12 protein-coding genes and 1 pseudogene are annotated in these 15,237 nt (G+C 30.6%); 4 read left to right on the forward strand and 9 right to left on the reverse strand.

The window, feature by feature from the left end:
- Positions 1-271 precede the first annotated feature (271 nt).
- From cas2 to cas9, 3 genes and pseudogenes are all read right to left on the reverse strand, one after another.
- Entirely contained in the window at positions 272-703 is a 432-nt protein-coding gene (cas2, locus tag AJN69_RS08150) for a CRISPR-associated endonuclease Cas2 (RefSeq protein ID WP_002797817.1), read from the reverse strand.
- Positions 696-1,586 carry a type II CRISPR-associated endonuclease Cas1 gene (gene cas1, locus AJN69_RS08155; RefSeq protein WP_044780406.1) on the reverse strand — a complete coding sequence of 297 codons (891 nt, stop codon included), beginning with the start codon at positions 1,584-1,586 and terminating at the stop codon, positions 696-698. The genes cas2 and cas1 overlap by 8 nt, the downstream gene beginning before the upstream one ends.
- A pseudogene (gene cas9, locus AJN69_RS08160) lies at positions 1,583-4,545 on the reverse strand (type II CRISPR RNA-guided endonuclease Cas9). Before cas9 ends, cas1 begins: the two are co-directional and overlap by 4 nt.
- A gap of 203 nt (positions 4,546-4,748) precedes the next feature.
- Between cas9 and dcuC the strand changes: the two are divergent.
- Entirely contained in the window at positions 4,749-6,203 is a 1,455-nt protein-coding gene (gene dcuC, locus AJN69_RS08165) for a C4-dicarboxylate transporter DcuC (protein ID WP_070288052.1), read from the forward strand.
- Positions 6,204-6,223: 20 nt separating this feature from the next.
- Here the strand turns inward: dcuC and purM are convergent, their stop codons facing one another.
- Positions 6,224-7,213, reverse strand: a complete 990-nt coding sequence (purM, locus tag AJN69_RS08170; RefSeq protein WP_070288054.1) for a phosphoribosylformylglycinamidine cyclo-ligase — start codon at positions 7,211-7,213, stop codon at positions 6,224-6,226.
- A 60-nt stretch (positions 7,214-7,273) separates the two neighbouring features.
- On the opposite strand from purM, the gene coaE reads away from it, so the two are divergent.
- The 3 genes from coaE to AJN69_RS08185 are packed head-to-tail and all read left to right on the forward strand — an operon-like array spanning position 7,274 to position 9,331.
- On the forward strand, positions 7,274-7,879 hold the full coding sequence (gene coaE, locus AJN69_RS08175; protein WP_070288055.1) for a dephospho-CoA kinase: 606 nt from the start codon (positions 7,274-7,276) through the stop codon (positions 7,877-7,879).
- Positions 7,876-8,625: a diaminopimelate epimerase gene (gene dapF, locus AJN69_RS08180; protein WP_002862175.1), complete on the forward strand. Its 750-nt coding sequence runs from the start codon at positions 7,876-7,878 to the stop codon at positions 8,623-8,625. The genes coaE and dapF overlap by 4 nt, the downstream gene beginning before the upstream one ends.
- A complete protein-coding gene (locus tag AJN69_RS08185) occupies positions 8,600-9,331 on the forward strand; it encodes a glucosaminidase domain-containing protein (RefSeq protein ID WP_002862176.1) in 732 nt (243 codons plus the stop codon). Before dapF ends, AJN69_RS08185 begins: the two co-directional genes overlap by 26 nt.
- Here AJN69_RS08185 and AJN69_RS08190 read toward each other — a convergent pair.
- The 5 genes from AJN69_RS08190 to acs all read right to left on the reverse strand — a co-directional run bounded on the left by AJN69_RS08190 (position 9,328) and on the right by acs (position 15,107).
- A complete protein-coding gene (locus tag AJN69_RS08190; protein WP_070210372.1) occupies positions 9,328-10,365 on the reverse strand; it encodes a DUF4143 domain-containing protein in 1,038 nt (345 codons plus the stop codon). The genes AJN69_RS08185 and AJN69_RS08190 overlap by 4 nt on opposite strands.
- A 65-nt stretch (positions 10,366-10,430) precedes the next feature.
- Complete coding sequence (locus AJN69_RS08195; protein ID WP_052858423.1) at positions 10,431-10,880, reverse strand: DNA starvation/stationary phase protection protein; 450 nt, start codon at positions 10,878-10,880, stop codon at positions 10,431-10,433.
- Between the two features lie 127 nt (positions 10,881-11,007).
- Positions 11,008-12,228 carry a glucose-6-phosphate isomerase gene (locus tag AJN69_RS08200; RefSeq protein ID WP_070210373.1) on the reverse strand — a complete coding sequence of 407 codons (1,221 nt, stop codon included), beginning with the start codon at positions 12,226-12,228 and terminating at the stop codon, positions 11,008-11,010.
- The gene (galU, locus tag AJN69_RS08205) at positions 12,222-13,046 is read right to left on the reverse strand and encodes a UTP--glucose-1-phosphate uridylyltransferase GalU (protein WP_002871129.1); all 825 of its coding nucleotides are present in this window, start codon (positions 13,044-13,046) and stop codon (positions 12,222-12,224) included. Before galU ends, AJN69_RS08200 begins: the two co-directional genes overlap by 7 nt.
- Positions 13,047-13,133: 87 nt before the next feature.
- A complete protein-coding gene (gene acs, locus AJN69_RS08210; protein WP_070288057.1) occupies positions 13,134-15,107 on the reverse strand; it encodes an acetate--CoA ligase in 1,974 nt (657 codons plus the stop codon).
- Between the last annotated feature and the right edge of the window lie 130 nt (positions 15,108-15,237).

The following is a 15,237-nucleotide window of genomic DNA, read 5'->3' on the forward strand; positions in this document are numbered from 1 at the left end:
TTTTTATAAACTCATCATAAGAACGAGTTTTAGTCCCTTTTTAAATTTCTTTATGGTAAAATAAATTTTTTATAAACTCATCATAAGAACGAGTTTTAGTCCCTTTTTAAATTTCTTTATGGTAAAATAGATATTTACCAGATAATGAAAATTTCAGGGTTTTTTAATAAAAATAGCAAAAATTATGCTATAATCTCATAAGAAATTTAAAAAGGGACTAAAATAAAGAGTTTGCGGGACTCTGCGGGGTTACAATCCTCTAAAACCGCTTTTAAAATTCAAATAAATTTTGCTGGTGATATTTTTCTTGTTTTTTGTTTATTTGAATTTCTTCATTATTTGAATTTTTGTATTTAAATTCTCCATGACTATCTATATCAAAAAGCGTTAAATTAGTTTCGTTATTAACTTTTTCGTTAAAAACTATGCCACCAAGCAAAAGCTCCATTTTATCAAACTGCTTTTCAGTGATGATTAAAGCCCTTACATTTCCATAAGGTGGCAAAATCTTTTTTACATTTTCAATAGAACTTTTTGCGGAACTTAAACCCTTGCAAATACGCATATAAACGCTAAATTGCAGCATAAAATAACCTAATTTTATAAGATTGTTTCTAAATTTACTTGCTAGTTTTTGCTCTTTTTTACTTTTAGTTGGCACATCAAACATCAAAAGCACACGCATAAATTTATCTTCAATCATCAAATTTCACTATCTTTAGTTCATCTTCATACAATAAAGCATTTTTAAAATTTGCCACATAATGATTTATCGCTCTATTTAAAGGATAATTTTGCCCATCAAAATTGATTTTGCTTTGTAAATGACCAATCAACGCTCTTTTGTCATCTTTGTTTAAAAACTCACTTTCACCCACAAGTTCTAAAACACAATCATCAACACTAGCCCTAAACACTTCTATCAAATCATCACAAAGCGCAAAAGAATTATAAATATTATTGTGCTTTATGCCAAGCCAAGGCAAAAGTCCACTGATACAAACTGCTCTAATAATACAAGCCCTAATGATTGCATAGCCATAATTTAAAGCAGAATTTTCAAAGCAAAGCTCATCTCTTGAAAAAGAAGCACCAAACAAAGTTTTAAAATACAACACCGCCGCAACAGCTTCAATATTTTTACTATCATTTAAGGTTACTTTTTTAGCCAAATTTATAAGCTCATTGCTTTGCTCTATTTTATTGTGTTTTTTCAAAACAAAGGCTTGATTTAGGATTTTGTTTTTAATGATTTTTTGCCATAAAATAGCCTTTTTTTGAGCACTTACATTCATTTGCTCTTTTGCGATTTTTGCACTTTGAAAATGCCCTAAAAAAGGAGTAAAAACACCATTTATACTATGAGTTTCATCACAGGTTAGCAAGATGATTTTATGCTTTGCAAAAGCGTTAAAAAGTGCGGAACTCAGGCTTGCTTGCAAGCTTTCTAAAACGATGATGTTTATATCTTTTAAAAACAATTTTGCTACATTTTCATCTTGCTTAATCACAAGATGATTTAGCTCTAAATTTAGCTTGGCATTAGAGCTAATAAGCAGTGTTTTAAAAGCTTCATCGTAACTCATTTTTTAAAATCTTCTCTTTGTCTAAACTCAGCCTTTGTCACTTCTCCAAGTACTGAAACTATGTATTTTTCAAATACTTTTAGATTTTGAATTCCTATGCTTTTTGCGATTACTTCTTTTTCATTTGCATTTTTAAACAATATTTTTTGATTTTTGCTTAGCGTTTCAAATTTATTATCGTGTTTTGAAACAGTTAGGCTAGCATTTGAGCTATCTAGCCTTTCATAATAAACAAGTTCTGGCTCTTGCATATCTTTAGTTTGAATTAAAATCAAACTATCTTTGTATAAAGAAAAGCAAAACTCATAATTTTCATCCATTAAAATCCAATCTTTTATAAGACCTGACTTTTTACTTTACCTTGCACCACGGCTTTATTTGGTAATACTTTTAAAGCAAAATCCATGGTATAAATTGGCACAGCATAAAATTTATTTGTCTTTTTGTGTTTAAAAATATCCACTCTAAACATATCACCATTGCTAACGATTTTACCATTTACTTTGCGGATTTTACCAAGCTCTAGGGCTTTTAAAACTCCTTCTTTTCCGCCGTATGATTGATAGAATTCTTCTTCTTTTCTAAATGTTTCTTCATGTAAAGCTCCACTTGGCTTTTTTCTCTCAGGTTTTGAGACAAAAATTTCATCAATTTTATCTAAAAGCTTTTGCCTAAAACCACTAAAAGGCTCAAAAAACTTCCTTTTGTTTTTATAATCTAATTCACTAATTTTTTTTGCATAAAGTTCTGCAGTGTTGCTTTCTTGCTCTTTTTTAAAATCTGAAAAAGCCTTTACGATAGAGTTGTTTGCATAAGCAATAATTGCTGCATCGATGGCATGATGAAGATGGTTATTTCTATCCTTAGTGCTAAAGCCCCAAGTGTGTCTTAAAGTGGATGTTAGCATACCGCTTTTTGCTTCTACATGCACTTTTGAGCCTTTTTGTGTGTCGTTTAATTTTGTATTTTCATCATCACTTAAAGGTAAAAAATCTAAATAATCTTTAGTATAGTTTAAAACAAGCCTTGCGATGTAGCGAGTATCGTTTAGATTTCTATCTTTAAAGTCTTTTTGCTCTTTGTCTTTGTAGTTTTTATCTAAAATTCTTTTTTGCTTTTTAGTAGGTAAATTTTTTGCTAAAACTTCAATTTTCTGCCATTTTACTCTATCATTGCCAAAGGTTTCAAAGGGGGTTTTATTAAGTTTTTCTTGATTTTGCTTGGTAAAAACTAAAACTTTATTCATATAAGAATCATCAAAACTTCTAGAATAAGGGTAAATATGGTCAATTTCAAGCATTTTTTCATCTTGCAAATCACTAATTTTAATCTTTTCCCCACTATAAACACAAAATTCTTTTTGTTCTTTAAATAATCTTAATTTTAAAATATTTTTACTATTTATTTTTAAGCCTAGTTTCTCACATTCAAGTTCGGCGTCTTTTTTGGCCTTGTAATTTTCGTTTTGCTCTTTTTCTATTTTAGCTCTTTGACTGTGATTTTTACCTACTTCTCTTGCTAATTCAATGTTTATTTTATGCACTTTACCATATTTTTTAAGCAAGGCATTTAAGACCTTTCTATATTCTTTAATCGCCCTTAAAACCACAGGATTAATTACTTCATCTTTGTAATAAGTTTCATTAAATGCGGGTAAAAAGTCTTTTTTATCTTCATTAATTGCTACTTTCAAATTAAGCTCATTGCAAGCTTCATCGTATTTTTTACCTTCAAGCATTAAAGGAGTGATAAGTTTTAAGGCTTTAAAACTTATATTTAAATGGTCTTTAAATTCCAATTTGCTTAAGCTATCAATTTGATTTTGATTTAAATCATATTTTGCTAAAGCCTTTTTAAGTTTAATCTCATCTTTTATAAGGGTAATATCTTTTGCTATTTCATTTAAATCATCTTGGCTTAAATTATGCTCACCTAGGGCTTTTACAAATTCTTTGTATTTTTGAAACTCAATAAAATAAGTTCCTTTTTCTCCTTTAAACTCATAATCATTACTTAAGCCCAAAAGCTTTTTTGTTTGTTTATAAGTTAGAGTGCCGTTTTTTAAAACTTCATTTAAAAGCGTGTTTAAATCATCTTTTGTATATAAAATTCCTTCAGTATTTTTAAGATTGTTTAAAAGATTGATAATTCTTGTAAGCGCTACAAACATAAAAGCTAAGGGCGAATTTTTTGGCGCTCTTTTTTCATCAGTAAAAAAACTACAATTTCCCACCAAATGAGAAAAATCTTTTAAAGCCCTTTTATAAAATGCTACACTAAGCACTTCTTCTTCAAATTTCTTTGAGAAAGAAAAGCCAAATTCTCTTTGCTTTTGAAAAATAAGCTTTAATTCGTCTTTTAAAAAACTTTGCGCTATGCAGCGTTCATAACTTTCTTTTTTATTTCTAACATTTATAAATTCTTTGGAATTTTCTTTGAATTTTTGAAAATACTCTTTATAAAGATACTCGCCTACACTTTGATAACTTACTAATTTTTCTTCATTTTGCTTGATAGCTTTTAAAATCTCGCCTTTTTCTTCATCACCATTATTTTTAATATCATCATAGCCACGCCTTTTTGCAATATGTAAAATCACTCTTGCAAAATCTTGCTTACTTAAAAGCTCGTTTAAAGCTCTAAATCTTAACTCACAAGGGCTAATTAAAGAGCCTTTATAAGCCTTAGCTAAACTTTCATCAAAGCTTTGATAATCTTCGTAATTTAACTTAAATTCATTTGCGATTAAATGTTTTAAGTGATTTAGCCTTGCTTTGCGTCTAGCAAGGCGTTTTCTAGCACTTCTTGCAAGGCGTCTTGGTAAGGCTAGGGATTCTCCTGTTTTAGGATTTTCAGCCTTTGTAAAAATCCTAACTCCGCAATCTTTTAACTCATCATTTTCGCTAAATGCCCAGCCAATAGAGCTTATTCCTATATCGAATGCCAAAATTCTTGCCATACTAAATCCTTTGTGACATTTATGATTTATTTATAATTATAATACAAAAATCATTTTTTATGTAAATATAAATTTTTCAGTAACCAAACTATACATATGTTAATTTTGCAATACAAAAAATAAGTAATTTTTAAATAAAAAATATTTTTTATTTAAAAATTTAGCTAAAATTAAATTCATAAGCTGTAAATTCAGGAGAAATCATGCCAATTTTTATGATATGTTCTACACTTTTAGCGGTAATTGTCGTTGCTTATTATATACTCAAAAAATACAATCCCATTTTTGTATTTTTTCTTTCAGGTATTATCTTGCTTATTTTTGCTTTTTACATCACAGGAACACCTATACCAAAAGCCCCGAGCAGAGAACATGCAAGCTTTTTGAATGTTTTACTTGATAGTTATGCTTTTATCACAGCGACTTTTAAAAGTCAGCTTTCTGGAGTAGGACTTATTATCATGAGTGTGGCAGGTTTTGCTGCTTATATGAAACATATCAATGCTTCAGCAAAACTTGCTTTTTTAGCAAATAAACCCTTAGGAAAAATCAAAAATAAATACTTGATTTTAAGTGGAACTTTTGTTGTTGGAATGGCTTTAAAAATCGTCATTTCTAGCTATGCTGGATTGCTTTTGCTTTTGTTAGCATGTATTTATCCTGTTTTAATCTCACTTAAAATCCGTCCTATTACAGCTGTATGTGTGCTTTCTTTAATTGCGCTTGATTATGGTCCAAAAGATGGAAATTCAATCAATATGGCAGATATGGTCGGACAAAGTGATAATGTCGTAGGGCTTTTTTTAAATTACCAAATTTATAGTGTGATTGCCTATGTTGTAGTTATTGCCATCTTGATTCCTTTTTATTTTGCTTGGATTGATAAAAGAGATAAAGAAAAAGGTGTTTTAAATGATGAAGTTGAAATTCCGCAAATCATTGATCCTAAATGCCCTACTTTTTACATACTCTTTCCTTGGTTACCTGTTGTATTTTTATTTACAGCGTATTTTTTTACTATCAAGCTCGATGTTGTAACAGCAAATTTTGTAAGCATTTCTTTAGTTTTTCTTGTTGAATTTGCAAGACATAGAAATGCTAGAAAATTAGGCGAAGATATGATGGTGATTTTAAAAGCTATGGCTGAAATTTTTATCTCAGTCGTAAGCATAATCATCGCCGCTGGAGTATTTGCTGAAGGCATTAAAGCACTTGGTGGAGTTAATATCCTTGCTAACGCGGTTTCAAATCTTGGAACAGGAAATTTTGCATGGTTTGGAATTCTTTTGAGTATAGCTATTTTAAGCTTTTTAGTTTATTTTGCCACAGTGATTATGGGAAGTGGAATTGCTGCTTTTAATGCTTTTGGCAAACTAGCTCCTGATATAGCTACAAAATTAGACGTTGCACCTATTACTCTAGTTTTACCTATAGAAATTGCATCTTGTTTAGGTCGTGCAGCTTCACCAATAGCAGGCGGAATCATAGCTTTAGCTGGATTTGCAAAAGTAGCTCCAATGGATATTATAAAACGAACCACTCCTCTTTTACTTATCGCTATGCTTGTAAATGTACTCGTAGCCTTTTATCTAGCACAAACCAATCCTTTGCCAAAAGAACAAAACACTACAAAAATAGAACTTAAAATACAAAAATAAAGCGTATTGACGCTTTATTTTCACTCTAAAACAATACCTTCATTAACGCAAATTTCGCCGATAATAAAGGCATCTGAATTTTCTAAAACCTTACTTACATTAGAAGGATCTACAACAATTACTAAACCCACTCCCATGTTAAAGCTTCTATACATTTCGCTTTCTTCTACAGCCTGTCCTATAGTATAAAAAATTTCAGGAGTTTTAAGATGATGTTTGCGTATAGTTGCACCCATACCACGAGGTAAAACGCGTGGTAAATTTTCTACTAAACCACCCCCTGTAATATGTGCTAGAGCACTGATATAAGGCTTTAGTGTAAGAAAATCACGCACATAAATCCTTGTAGGTTCTAATAAAATATCAATTAAATTTTTACCCTCTATCTTGTCATCAAATTTTAATTTTAAACTTTCAAAAAGTACTTTTCTAGCTAAAGAATAACCATTTGAATGAAGTCCTGAACTAGGAAGTGCCAATAAAATATCACCATTTTTAACAAATTTACTTCTATCAATCTCATCTTCTTCAGCCATACCCACTGCAAAACCCGCAAGATCAAAATCATCTTTTGCATACATTCCAGGCATTTCAGCAGTTTCTCCGCCGATTAATGCACAATTTGCCATCTTACATCCCTTGGCAATGCCTGATACAACAGCCTTTGCTACTTCTACTTCGAGCTTGGCTGTAGCATAATAATCTAGGAAAAACAAAGGCGTAGCAAAATTACAAATCAAATCATTCACACACATTGCTACTAAATCTTGCCCTATAGTATCATATTTTTTAGCATCAATTGCCAAGCGAAGCTTGGTACCAACCCCATCTGTTGCACCTAAAATCACAGGCTTTTTAAAACCACTTGGCATTCTAAAAGCACCAGCAAAAGAACCAATTCCACCTACAACATTATCATTAAAAGTTTCTTTAACCAAAGGTTTTATAGCCTCTACAAAGGCATTTCCATTATCTATACTTACGCCTGCATCTTCATATGAAATTTTCATTTATTTTCCTTTAAGAACTAAAAAGGTATTTTAACGAAAAAAGTTTTAATAAGGCATAAGATGAAAAATGCTTTTTTTGTAACCGCTTCAATTGCTTGTGGTAAAAGCACCTTTATAGAAATAGCGAATTCTTTAGGCTTTAAAAGCATTAGTGCAGATAAAATCGCTCATGAAATTTTAGATGAAAATGCTTTAGAACTTGAAAAGATTTTTTCTCCCTTTAGCTTAAAAAATTTACTCACAAAAGAAAAGAAAATCGATAGAAAAATCCTTGGAGAAATTGTTTTTAACAATAAAGAAGCTAAAAAAATCTTAGAAAATTTCACTCATCCTAAAATTCGAGCTAAAATTTTAGAACAAATGCAAATTCTAGATAAAGAAAATAAAGCTTTTTTTGCAGAAATTCCTCTTTTTTTTGAAAGCGGTGCTTATGAAAATTTAGGCAAAGTCATAGTAATTTACACACCCAAAGAATTAAGCCTTAAAAGAATCATGCAAAGAGATAAGCTCAGCTTAGAAGCTGCAAAAGCAAGACTTGATTCTCAAATAGATATTGAAGTAAAACTTAAAAAAGCAGATTTTATCATTAAAAATACTAATTCTTATGCCGATTTTAGGCAAGAATGTGTTAAAGTAATACAAGAAATTTCCAAAGGAAAAATGTGAAATTTTATAAATATTGTGCAAGTGGGAATGATTTTGTCATAACAAATGCTGATAGAAAAGAAGATAGAAGTGTTTTAGCTAAAGAACTTTGTAATCGTTATGAGGGTATAGGTGCGGATGGCTTTATCGTGATATTGCCTCATGAAAAATACGATTTTGAATGGGAATTTTATAATAACGATGGCTCAAGGGCTGCTATGTGTGGCAATGGCTCAAGGGCTGCGGCACATTTTGCACATCATATTAACAAAATAAATCCTAACATGAGTTTTTTAACTGGCGCAGGAGTAATAAAAGCAAAGGTAAATCAAGATAAAGTTGAAGTATCTTTAGGCAAAATAAAAAGCGTGCAAAATACTTTTGAAGAATTAGGAAAAACTTGGCAATTTTGCGACACTGGAGTTCCACATCTAGTACATTTTTGTCAAAATTTAGATGAATTTGATACAATGCTTTGTCAAAAAATGAGACAAAAATATAATGCCAATGTCAATTTTGTAAAAATTTTAGATGAAAATCATTTAAAAGTTCGCACCTATGAACGCGGAGTTGAAGATGAAACCTTAGCTTGTGGCACAGGAATGGGGGCTTGTTTTTATCTGGCATTTTTAAATAAAAAAGTACAAAATAAAGTTAAAATAACTCCTAAAAGTGGTGAAGAGGTGGGGTTTACATATAAAAATGAAGAATTGTTTTTTGAGGGAAAGGTAAAGTATTGTTTTGAAGCCAATTATAATTTTTCTTAGTCTTTTTCTAATCCCACTTTTTGCTGATGATCTAAAGAGTGGATTTGGAGAGGAATATTACAAACTTGATATAGATCAAAAAAGACAAATTTTTTTTATAAAAATGAATGAAATGTTTGATCAAAGCTTTAAAAAAATTGAACAAGAAAGAGCCTTTATCGAAGCCTTTTTTAAAGATGCTTACAAAACAGGCTTTAGGACTTCAAACCAAATAAATCTTGAAAAACTTATCACGATAAAAAACAAATATCGCATTGAAAATCTTTATGATTTTGCAGAATATAAAAAACGTATTCAAAAAATTCCAAAATCCATGGGTATAGCCCAAGCTTTAGTTGAAAGTGCTACAGGTACCAGTCGCTTCGCAAGAGAAGCAAACAATCTTTTTGGAGAATGGACTTGGGGTGAGAAAGGTTTAATTCCTGATTTAAGACATCCAGATAAAAAACACAAAATTAAAATTTTTGATAGTCTGCAAGATAGTGTTGACTCTTATGTTTTAAATTTAAATCGTCATTTTGCTTATGAAAAGTTTCGCGATGTAAGAGCTAAATTTGAAAGCGAAGACAAAGAGATAACAGGGCTAGAGGCTATTAAAACTTTAGATTCTTATTCTGAACGCAAGGGATATTATATCAATCTTATTACAAAAATCATCAAACGATACAACCTTGAAAAATACGATACAAAATCAAACAACGCCTAAAATCCAAGTGAAAATTTATCAAAAGATATGACTTCAAATTTAATCCCTTGCTCAAAAAAACTATCCTCGCTTGAAAGAGTGATAAAAATCACATGAAAAATTCCAAGTTCTAAAGCCTTTGGTAAAATTTTCTTAGCACGTAGCTTGATCAAATCAATATCTAAAGTTGGACTTGAAATATAAGCAATTTTAGATATTTGGCTATAAAAGTTAAAGTATTTGTTATAAAAAAATTCTTCTTTAAATTTAAACAACTCGCTTAAAACTAAATTTTCAAATAAATGTGAAAAATCCTTTGAAATACAAAGATTATTTCTTAGGCCAAAATCTTTAAAATAAATCTTTTGAAGTTTTTTTTCATCATGTTTTAAAGTATAAATCACATAAGTATTTTCTAATTTTTTTATAGCTTGATAAACACTATCTTTTGAAGTTTTTAATCTTTTTTTGAGTTCTATAAATATCTTAGAAATACTGATTTGCTGACCCAAATTTAAAGCTAAATACTTTAAAATTTCTAATTCTAAAAGAGTAAAGCTTTGTCTTAAAAGTATGTTTTTTTCTCCAAATTTACTCCGTCCACTTTGCAAAAAAAGACCTACTAAATTATTTATAGGTAAATTTTTCTTACTTACACTAATAAATTCTTCAAAATCAAAATAATCAAGTTCAAGTTCTTCAAACCCATTTACATTTAAATCTTTTATATTTGTACTTAAGATGATGGGAATTTTAATTTTTTCTAAATTAGGAATAAAATCCAAATTATAAAGGCAAAGAATTTTAATTTGTAAATTTTCATTCAGAAAATCAGAAAGTCTTTCTAAACTTTGTTTTTCAAAACGTGTATCATATAAATCTAAAAACAAAATTTCACTTGCTTTAAATTGAGATAAAAAATTAAAAATAAGCGTTTTTTTACCACAAAATCGTGGGCCTTTTATGATAATATTTAGTTTTGAAATTTGAATTTTTCTTTCATAACTTACTTCAAATTTAGGATGGTTTTCATAAAAAAAATTAAGTACTTTCAATTTTATCCTTTAAAAAAAGGATATTATAACCTAGTTAGTATAATTGGGGCATAAAGCCCCTTAAATTACATTTTGCAAGCACCTTGTAAAGTAGCGCCTATCATCCAAAGACTTTTTTCATATTTTGCGATATTTTCTTGCGCAAAAGCAGCTGTTGTGGTATCACTTTCTTTTTCTGCTGCTTCATTGAGTTTTTTAAATTCTGCTAAAAGATATTCATAATCTTGTTTGATCAGTTCTATGACTTCAAGCGGAGTAAAGCAATCTTTTGCAACTTTTGGACTTTTTGCATTTTCCATTAAAACTTTTTGGCAAATGATAGCTTTTTCGCCAAGTTGTAAAACTCTTTCAGCACAACTATCAAAAAGTTCTGCCATTTCTTCATAAGCTTTTTCTGTGTACTCGTGTATAGAAAAAAATTGCAAACCTTTTACATTCCAGTGATAATTATGAAATTTAACCCATAGATGATGAGCATCTGCTTGCATTTGTAATAATTGTTTTGTAACTGACATGATTGACTCCTTTTTTTGATTTTTAAAATTATAGTATAAAATTCTTAAATAATAATTATTATTAATTAAAAATTTTTATTATAATTTTAACTTAAAATTATTATACTCTTTTTTTAATGAATTTTGATTAAGAAATTAATATATTTTTTAAGATCAACTTTCCAACTTCCACACCAGGTTGATCATAAGTGTTAATCCCTAGCATAACACCGCAAGTTGAAGTAAAAAGTTCATAATAATACATCAAATATCCCGCATGCCAAGCGTCAAGTTTTTCAAGTTCTATCACATCAACACTCAAATTTTCGGCGATTAAAGCATGCATAGTTGCATCACATTGGGCGTTTAAAAGTTCGTGAAGATTGACTTTATTACTTAAAGAATCTAAAAATTTAAAATGAATATCAGGGATAATAGGTGCTTTTTGAGCGTCTTTGATTTTTAAAAAAGTTACAGTTTTATTTTTAGGTCCATCCATGATGAGTTGTAAAAAACTATGCTGATCTCTTGCTCCAATGAGTGCAACAGGAGTTAAACCTATGCGTTTATAGCCTTGCTTTTTACCTAAACTTTCAGCAATAAGCTGGATATACCATTCGTTAAAGCCTTTAAAAGCATCACTATATGAAAAAAGCACATTGATATTGGCATTTTTGTGTGTGCAATAATGATAAGCCTTTTGTAAAATTTCATCTTTTTTGCGAGTAAAAAAATCTTCAAAACAAGCTTTAGCTCCTTCTAAAAGAGCTTTGGCATTATAGCCACAAAAACAAAGTGGAACTATACCCACAGCTGAAAGTATGCTAAAACGACCTCCTACATTTGCAGGGATAAAAAAGCATTTAATACCTAAATTTTCACCTTCTTTATGAAGTTTTGAATCCTTATCAGTAATAAAAACAAAGTATTTTTTTAATTCTTGCATATCAAGTTTAAAATGTTCAATAAGAAGTTTAAAAAGTGATACGACTTCTATAGTGCTACCTGTTTTACTGATGATTAAAAACAAACTTTCTTCAAGCTTGATTTTTTCTAAAGTCTTATTAAAAGAATGTGAGCTTGTGTTATCGAGTATAAAAAGCTCTCTTTGGTTACTTTTTTCATTAAAAAGCATATCGCGCAAGGCTTTTACACCGCAACTTGAACCTCCCATTCCAACTAAAACGACATTTTTTACATATTCTTTATCTTGAATAAATTTCAAGCTCTTATCGATTAAATTCAAACTTGTGTCAATAAGATGATAATACCCTATATCTCCACTTTTTACCTCATCATTAATACGATTTGCATAAGAACTTATAGTGTGAATTTCACTTTGCTTAAAAAAAAGTGTATTGTTTAACATTTACTTTTCTCGTAAAAATAATTTGTCGCCTCTACAAAGCCTTCTACGCTTCCACAATCAAAGCGTTTCCCTTGAAATTTATAAGCTAAAACCATACCATTGGTTGCTTGAGTTAAAAGCGCGTCGGTAAGTTGAATTTCGCCATTTTTTCCTGCTTTAGTATTTTCTAAAATTCCAAAAATATCAGGAGTTAAAATATATCTTCCTATGATAGCAAGATTACTTGGAGCTTCATCAGGACTTGGTTTTTCTATCATAGAATTAACCATAATAAGATTTTCTTCTACAAAATTTCCAGAAATTACTCCATAATTTGAAACTTGTTCTTTTGGTACCTCCATCACAGCTATGATGGTGCAGCGATATTTTTCATAAATTTTTACCATTTGAGCCATAACATTTAAGCCTTCTTCATTAACACACAAATCATCAGCCAAAATTACGCCAAAAGCTTCATCGCCAACTAAAGGTTTACCTTTTAAAACCGCATCACCTAAACCTTTCATTTGATTTTGTCTTGTAAAAGTAAAGGTACAACGATTGATTAAAGAACGAATTTCATCAAGTAAGTATTCTTTTTTTGTACCTGAAATTTGATGCTCAAGTTCATAAGAAATATCAAAATAATCTTCTAAAGCTCTTTTTCCACGCCCTGTGACAAAGCCCATATTTTCCATTCCTGCTTCCAAAGCTTCATCAACCCCATAATGAATCAAAGGTTTAGTTAAGATAGGCAACATCTCTTTAGGTAAAGTTTTTGTTGCAGGTAAAAATCTCGTCCCATAACCTGCCGCAGGGAAAATACAAGTTTGAAGCATAAAAATTTCCTTTTATTTTTTTATCATTATAGCTTATTTTTATGAATTTTTATGCAACAAAACAAGGCAAAGTTCTTTTTACCTTGGTTATTCAAACTCGGCCTTAGCCAATTTAACAATGGTTTCTACTACTCCAGAATCTTCAAGTGTTGAAATATCTTGTTTGATTTCTTCACCTCTTGCTATAGTTCTTAAAATTCTTCTCATTATTTTACCACTTCTAGTTTTTGGCAAACCTGGAGTATAAAGAATTTTTTCTATTTTAGCTATAGGTCCTATCTCTACTCTTAAAATGTCATTAAGTTCCTTTAAAGTTTCTATAGCTCTGCCAAGATCACAACTGGATGCAGGACTTAAAACCACAAAAGCAAACAGTGACTCGCCCTTAATCGCATCCAAAATACTCACTATAGCTGATTCTGCTACACTTGGATGTTTAGCAATAGCACTTTCAATTTCAGCCGTTCCTATACGATGTCCTGCAACATTAACCACATCATCTGTTCTTCCTGTGATGGTAATATAACCATTTTTATCATAAAAAGCACCATCGCCACTAAAATATACAGCTTTTCCATCTTTTCTAGCTTGAGAAAAATAACTTTCTATATAGCGTTCATCATTACCCCAAATTCCACGAATCATCGAAGGCCAAGGTTTGGTTATACAAAGCAATCCATCTTCACCTTCATCTTTTTTATTGCCTTCTTCATCAATAACTTCTGCAAAAATTCCTGGCAAAGGCAAGGTAGCACAACTTGGTTTTAAAGGAGTAGCGCCTGGTAAAGGCGTGATCATATGTCCACCTGTTTCTGTTTGCCACCAAGTATCGACTATAGGACTTTTAGCTCCCCCTATTTCATCATAAAACCACTTCCAAGCACTAGGATTTATAGGCTCTCCAACCGTTCCAAGCACTTCAAGCGTACTTAAATCATATTTTCTTGGCTCATCAGGCGCATCAGCATGAAGCATTCTTATGGCAGTTGGCGAAGTGTAGAATTTGCTTATTTGATACTCTTCTATCATTCTCCACCAACGCCCAGAATTTGGATAAGTAGGAGTTCCTTCATGCATTATAGTCGTTGCTCCACATGCTAAAGGCCCATAAACTACATAAGTATGTCCTGTAATCCAACCCACATCAGCACTACACCAATAATTATCATAATCTTTAATATCAAAAACCCATTCCATAGTCATTTGTGCCCAAAGTATATATCCTGCACTTGCATGCATAACTCCTTTTGGCTTGCCCGTTGATCCTGAAGTGTAAAGCAAAAACAACAAATCCTCGCTATCCATGATTTCGGGTTCACACTTATAAGATTCATTTTTCACAAGTTCGTTATAAACATAGTCCCTTCCTTTAATATATTCTATAGGCTCATTATTGCGTATAACTATAAGTACTTTTTCTACACTTTCACACCCTTCACTTAAAGCCTTATCTACTGCAGGTTTTAACATATAAGGTTTTCCACGACGAAAAGCACCATCAGCCGTTACTACAAGTTTAGCTCCTGCATCTATAATTCTATCTCTTAAGGCTTCAGGAGAAAACCCTCCAAATACCACACTATGAATGGCCCCAATCCTTGCACAAGCTAACATTACTATAGCTGTTTCTGGAATCATAGGCATATAAATTACAACCCTATCGCCTTTTTTTACTCCGAATTTTTTAAGCAAATTGGCTGCCTTGCAAGTTTCATGCAATAATCTTCTATAAGTATAAACTTCATAATCCCCCATTTCACCTTCAAAAATCAAAGCAGCTTTATTGCGTCTTGTTTTCATATGACGATCAAGACATTGATAGCTTACATTTAAAGTTCCACCTTCAAACCATTTATAAAATGGAGCTTTATCCTCATTTAGTACTCTTGAAAAAGGCGAAAACCACTCGATCTTCTCAAGTGCTTGTCTTTTCCAAAAACCTTCAAAATCTTCCTTGGCTTCATCGCATAAATCATAGTATTCACATAAATTTTTTATACGAGCATTACGAGAAAATTCTTTACTTGGCTTAAAAAGCTCTTGATTATTTTGATTAAGCATAAAAACTCCTTTATGATTATTTTTAAACATTATATAAGAGTTTATTTGTATTAAATACAAATTTAAAAAATAATTAAGATAAATTTTATAAAAAATGGGAATATTTGTAATATTTTATTTAAATTTTATA

This window comes from Campylobacter sp. BCW_4338 (assembly GCF_001763255.1).
GTDB lineage: Bacteria > Campylobacterota > Campylobacteria > Campylobacterales > Campylobacteraceae > Campylobacter_D > Campylobacter_D jejuni.

Coding starts and splice junctions, on each gene's coding strand:
- cas2 (WP_002797817.1), bottom strand. CDS start 703: ATGATTGAAGATAAATTTATGCGTGTGCTTTTGATGTTTGATGTGCCA.
- cas1 (WP_044780406.1), bottom strand. CDS start 1,586: ATGAGTTACGATGAAGCTTTTAAAACACTGCTTATTAGCTCTAATGCC.
- dcuC (WP_070288052.1), top strand. CDS start 4,749: ATGCCAATTTTTATGATATGTTCTACACTTTTAGCGGTAATTGTCGTT.
- purM (WP_070288054.1), bottom strand. CDS start 7,213: ATGAAAATTTCATATGAAGATGCAGGCGTAAGTATAGATAATGGAAAT.
- coaE (WP_070288055.1), top strand. CDS start 7,274: ATGAAAAATGCTTTTTTTGTAACCGCTTCAATTGCTTGTGGTAAAAGC.
- AJN69_RS08195 (WP_052858423.1), bottom strand. CDS start 10,880: ATGTCAGTTACAAAACAATTATTACAAATGCAAGCAGATGCTCATCAT.
- AJN69_RS08200 (WP_070210373.1), bottom strand. CDS start 12,228: ATGTTAAACAATACACTTTTTTTTAAGCAAAGTGAAATTCACACTATA.
- galU (WP_002871129.1), bottom strand. CDS start 13,046: ATGCTTCAAACTTGTATTTTCCCTGCGGCAGGTTATGGGACGAGATTT.
- acs (WP_070288057.1), bottom strand. CDS start 15,107: ATGCTTAATCAAAATAATCAAGAGCTTTTTAAGCCAAGTAAAGAATTT.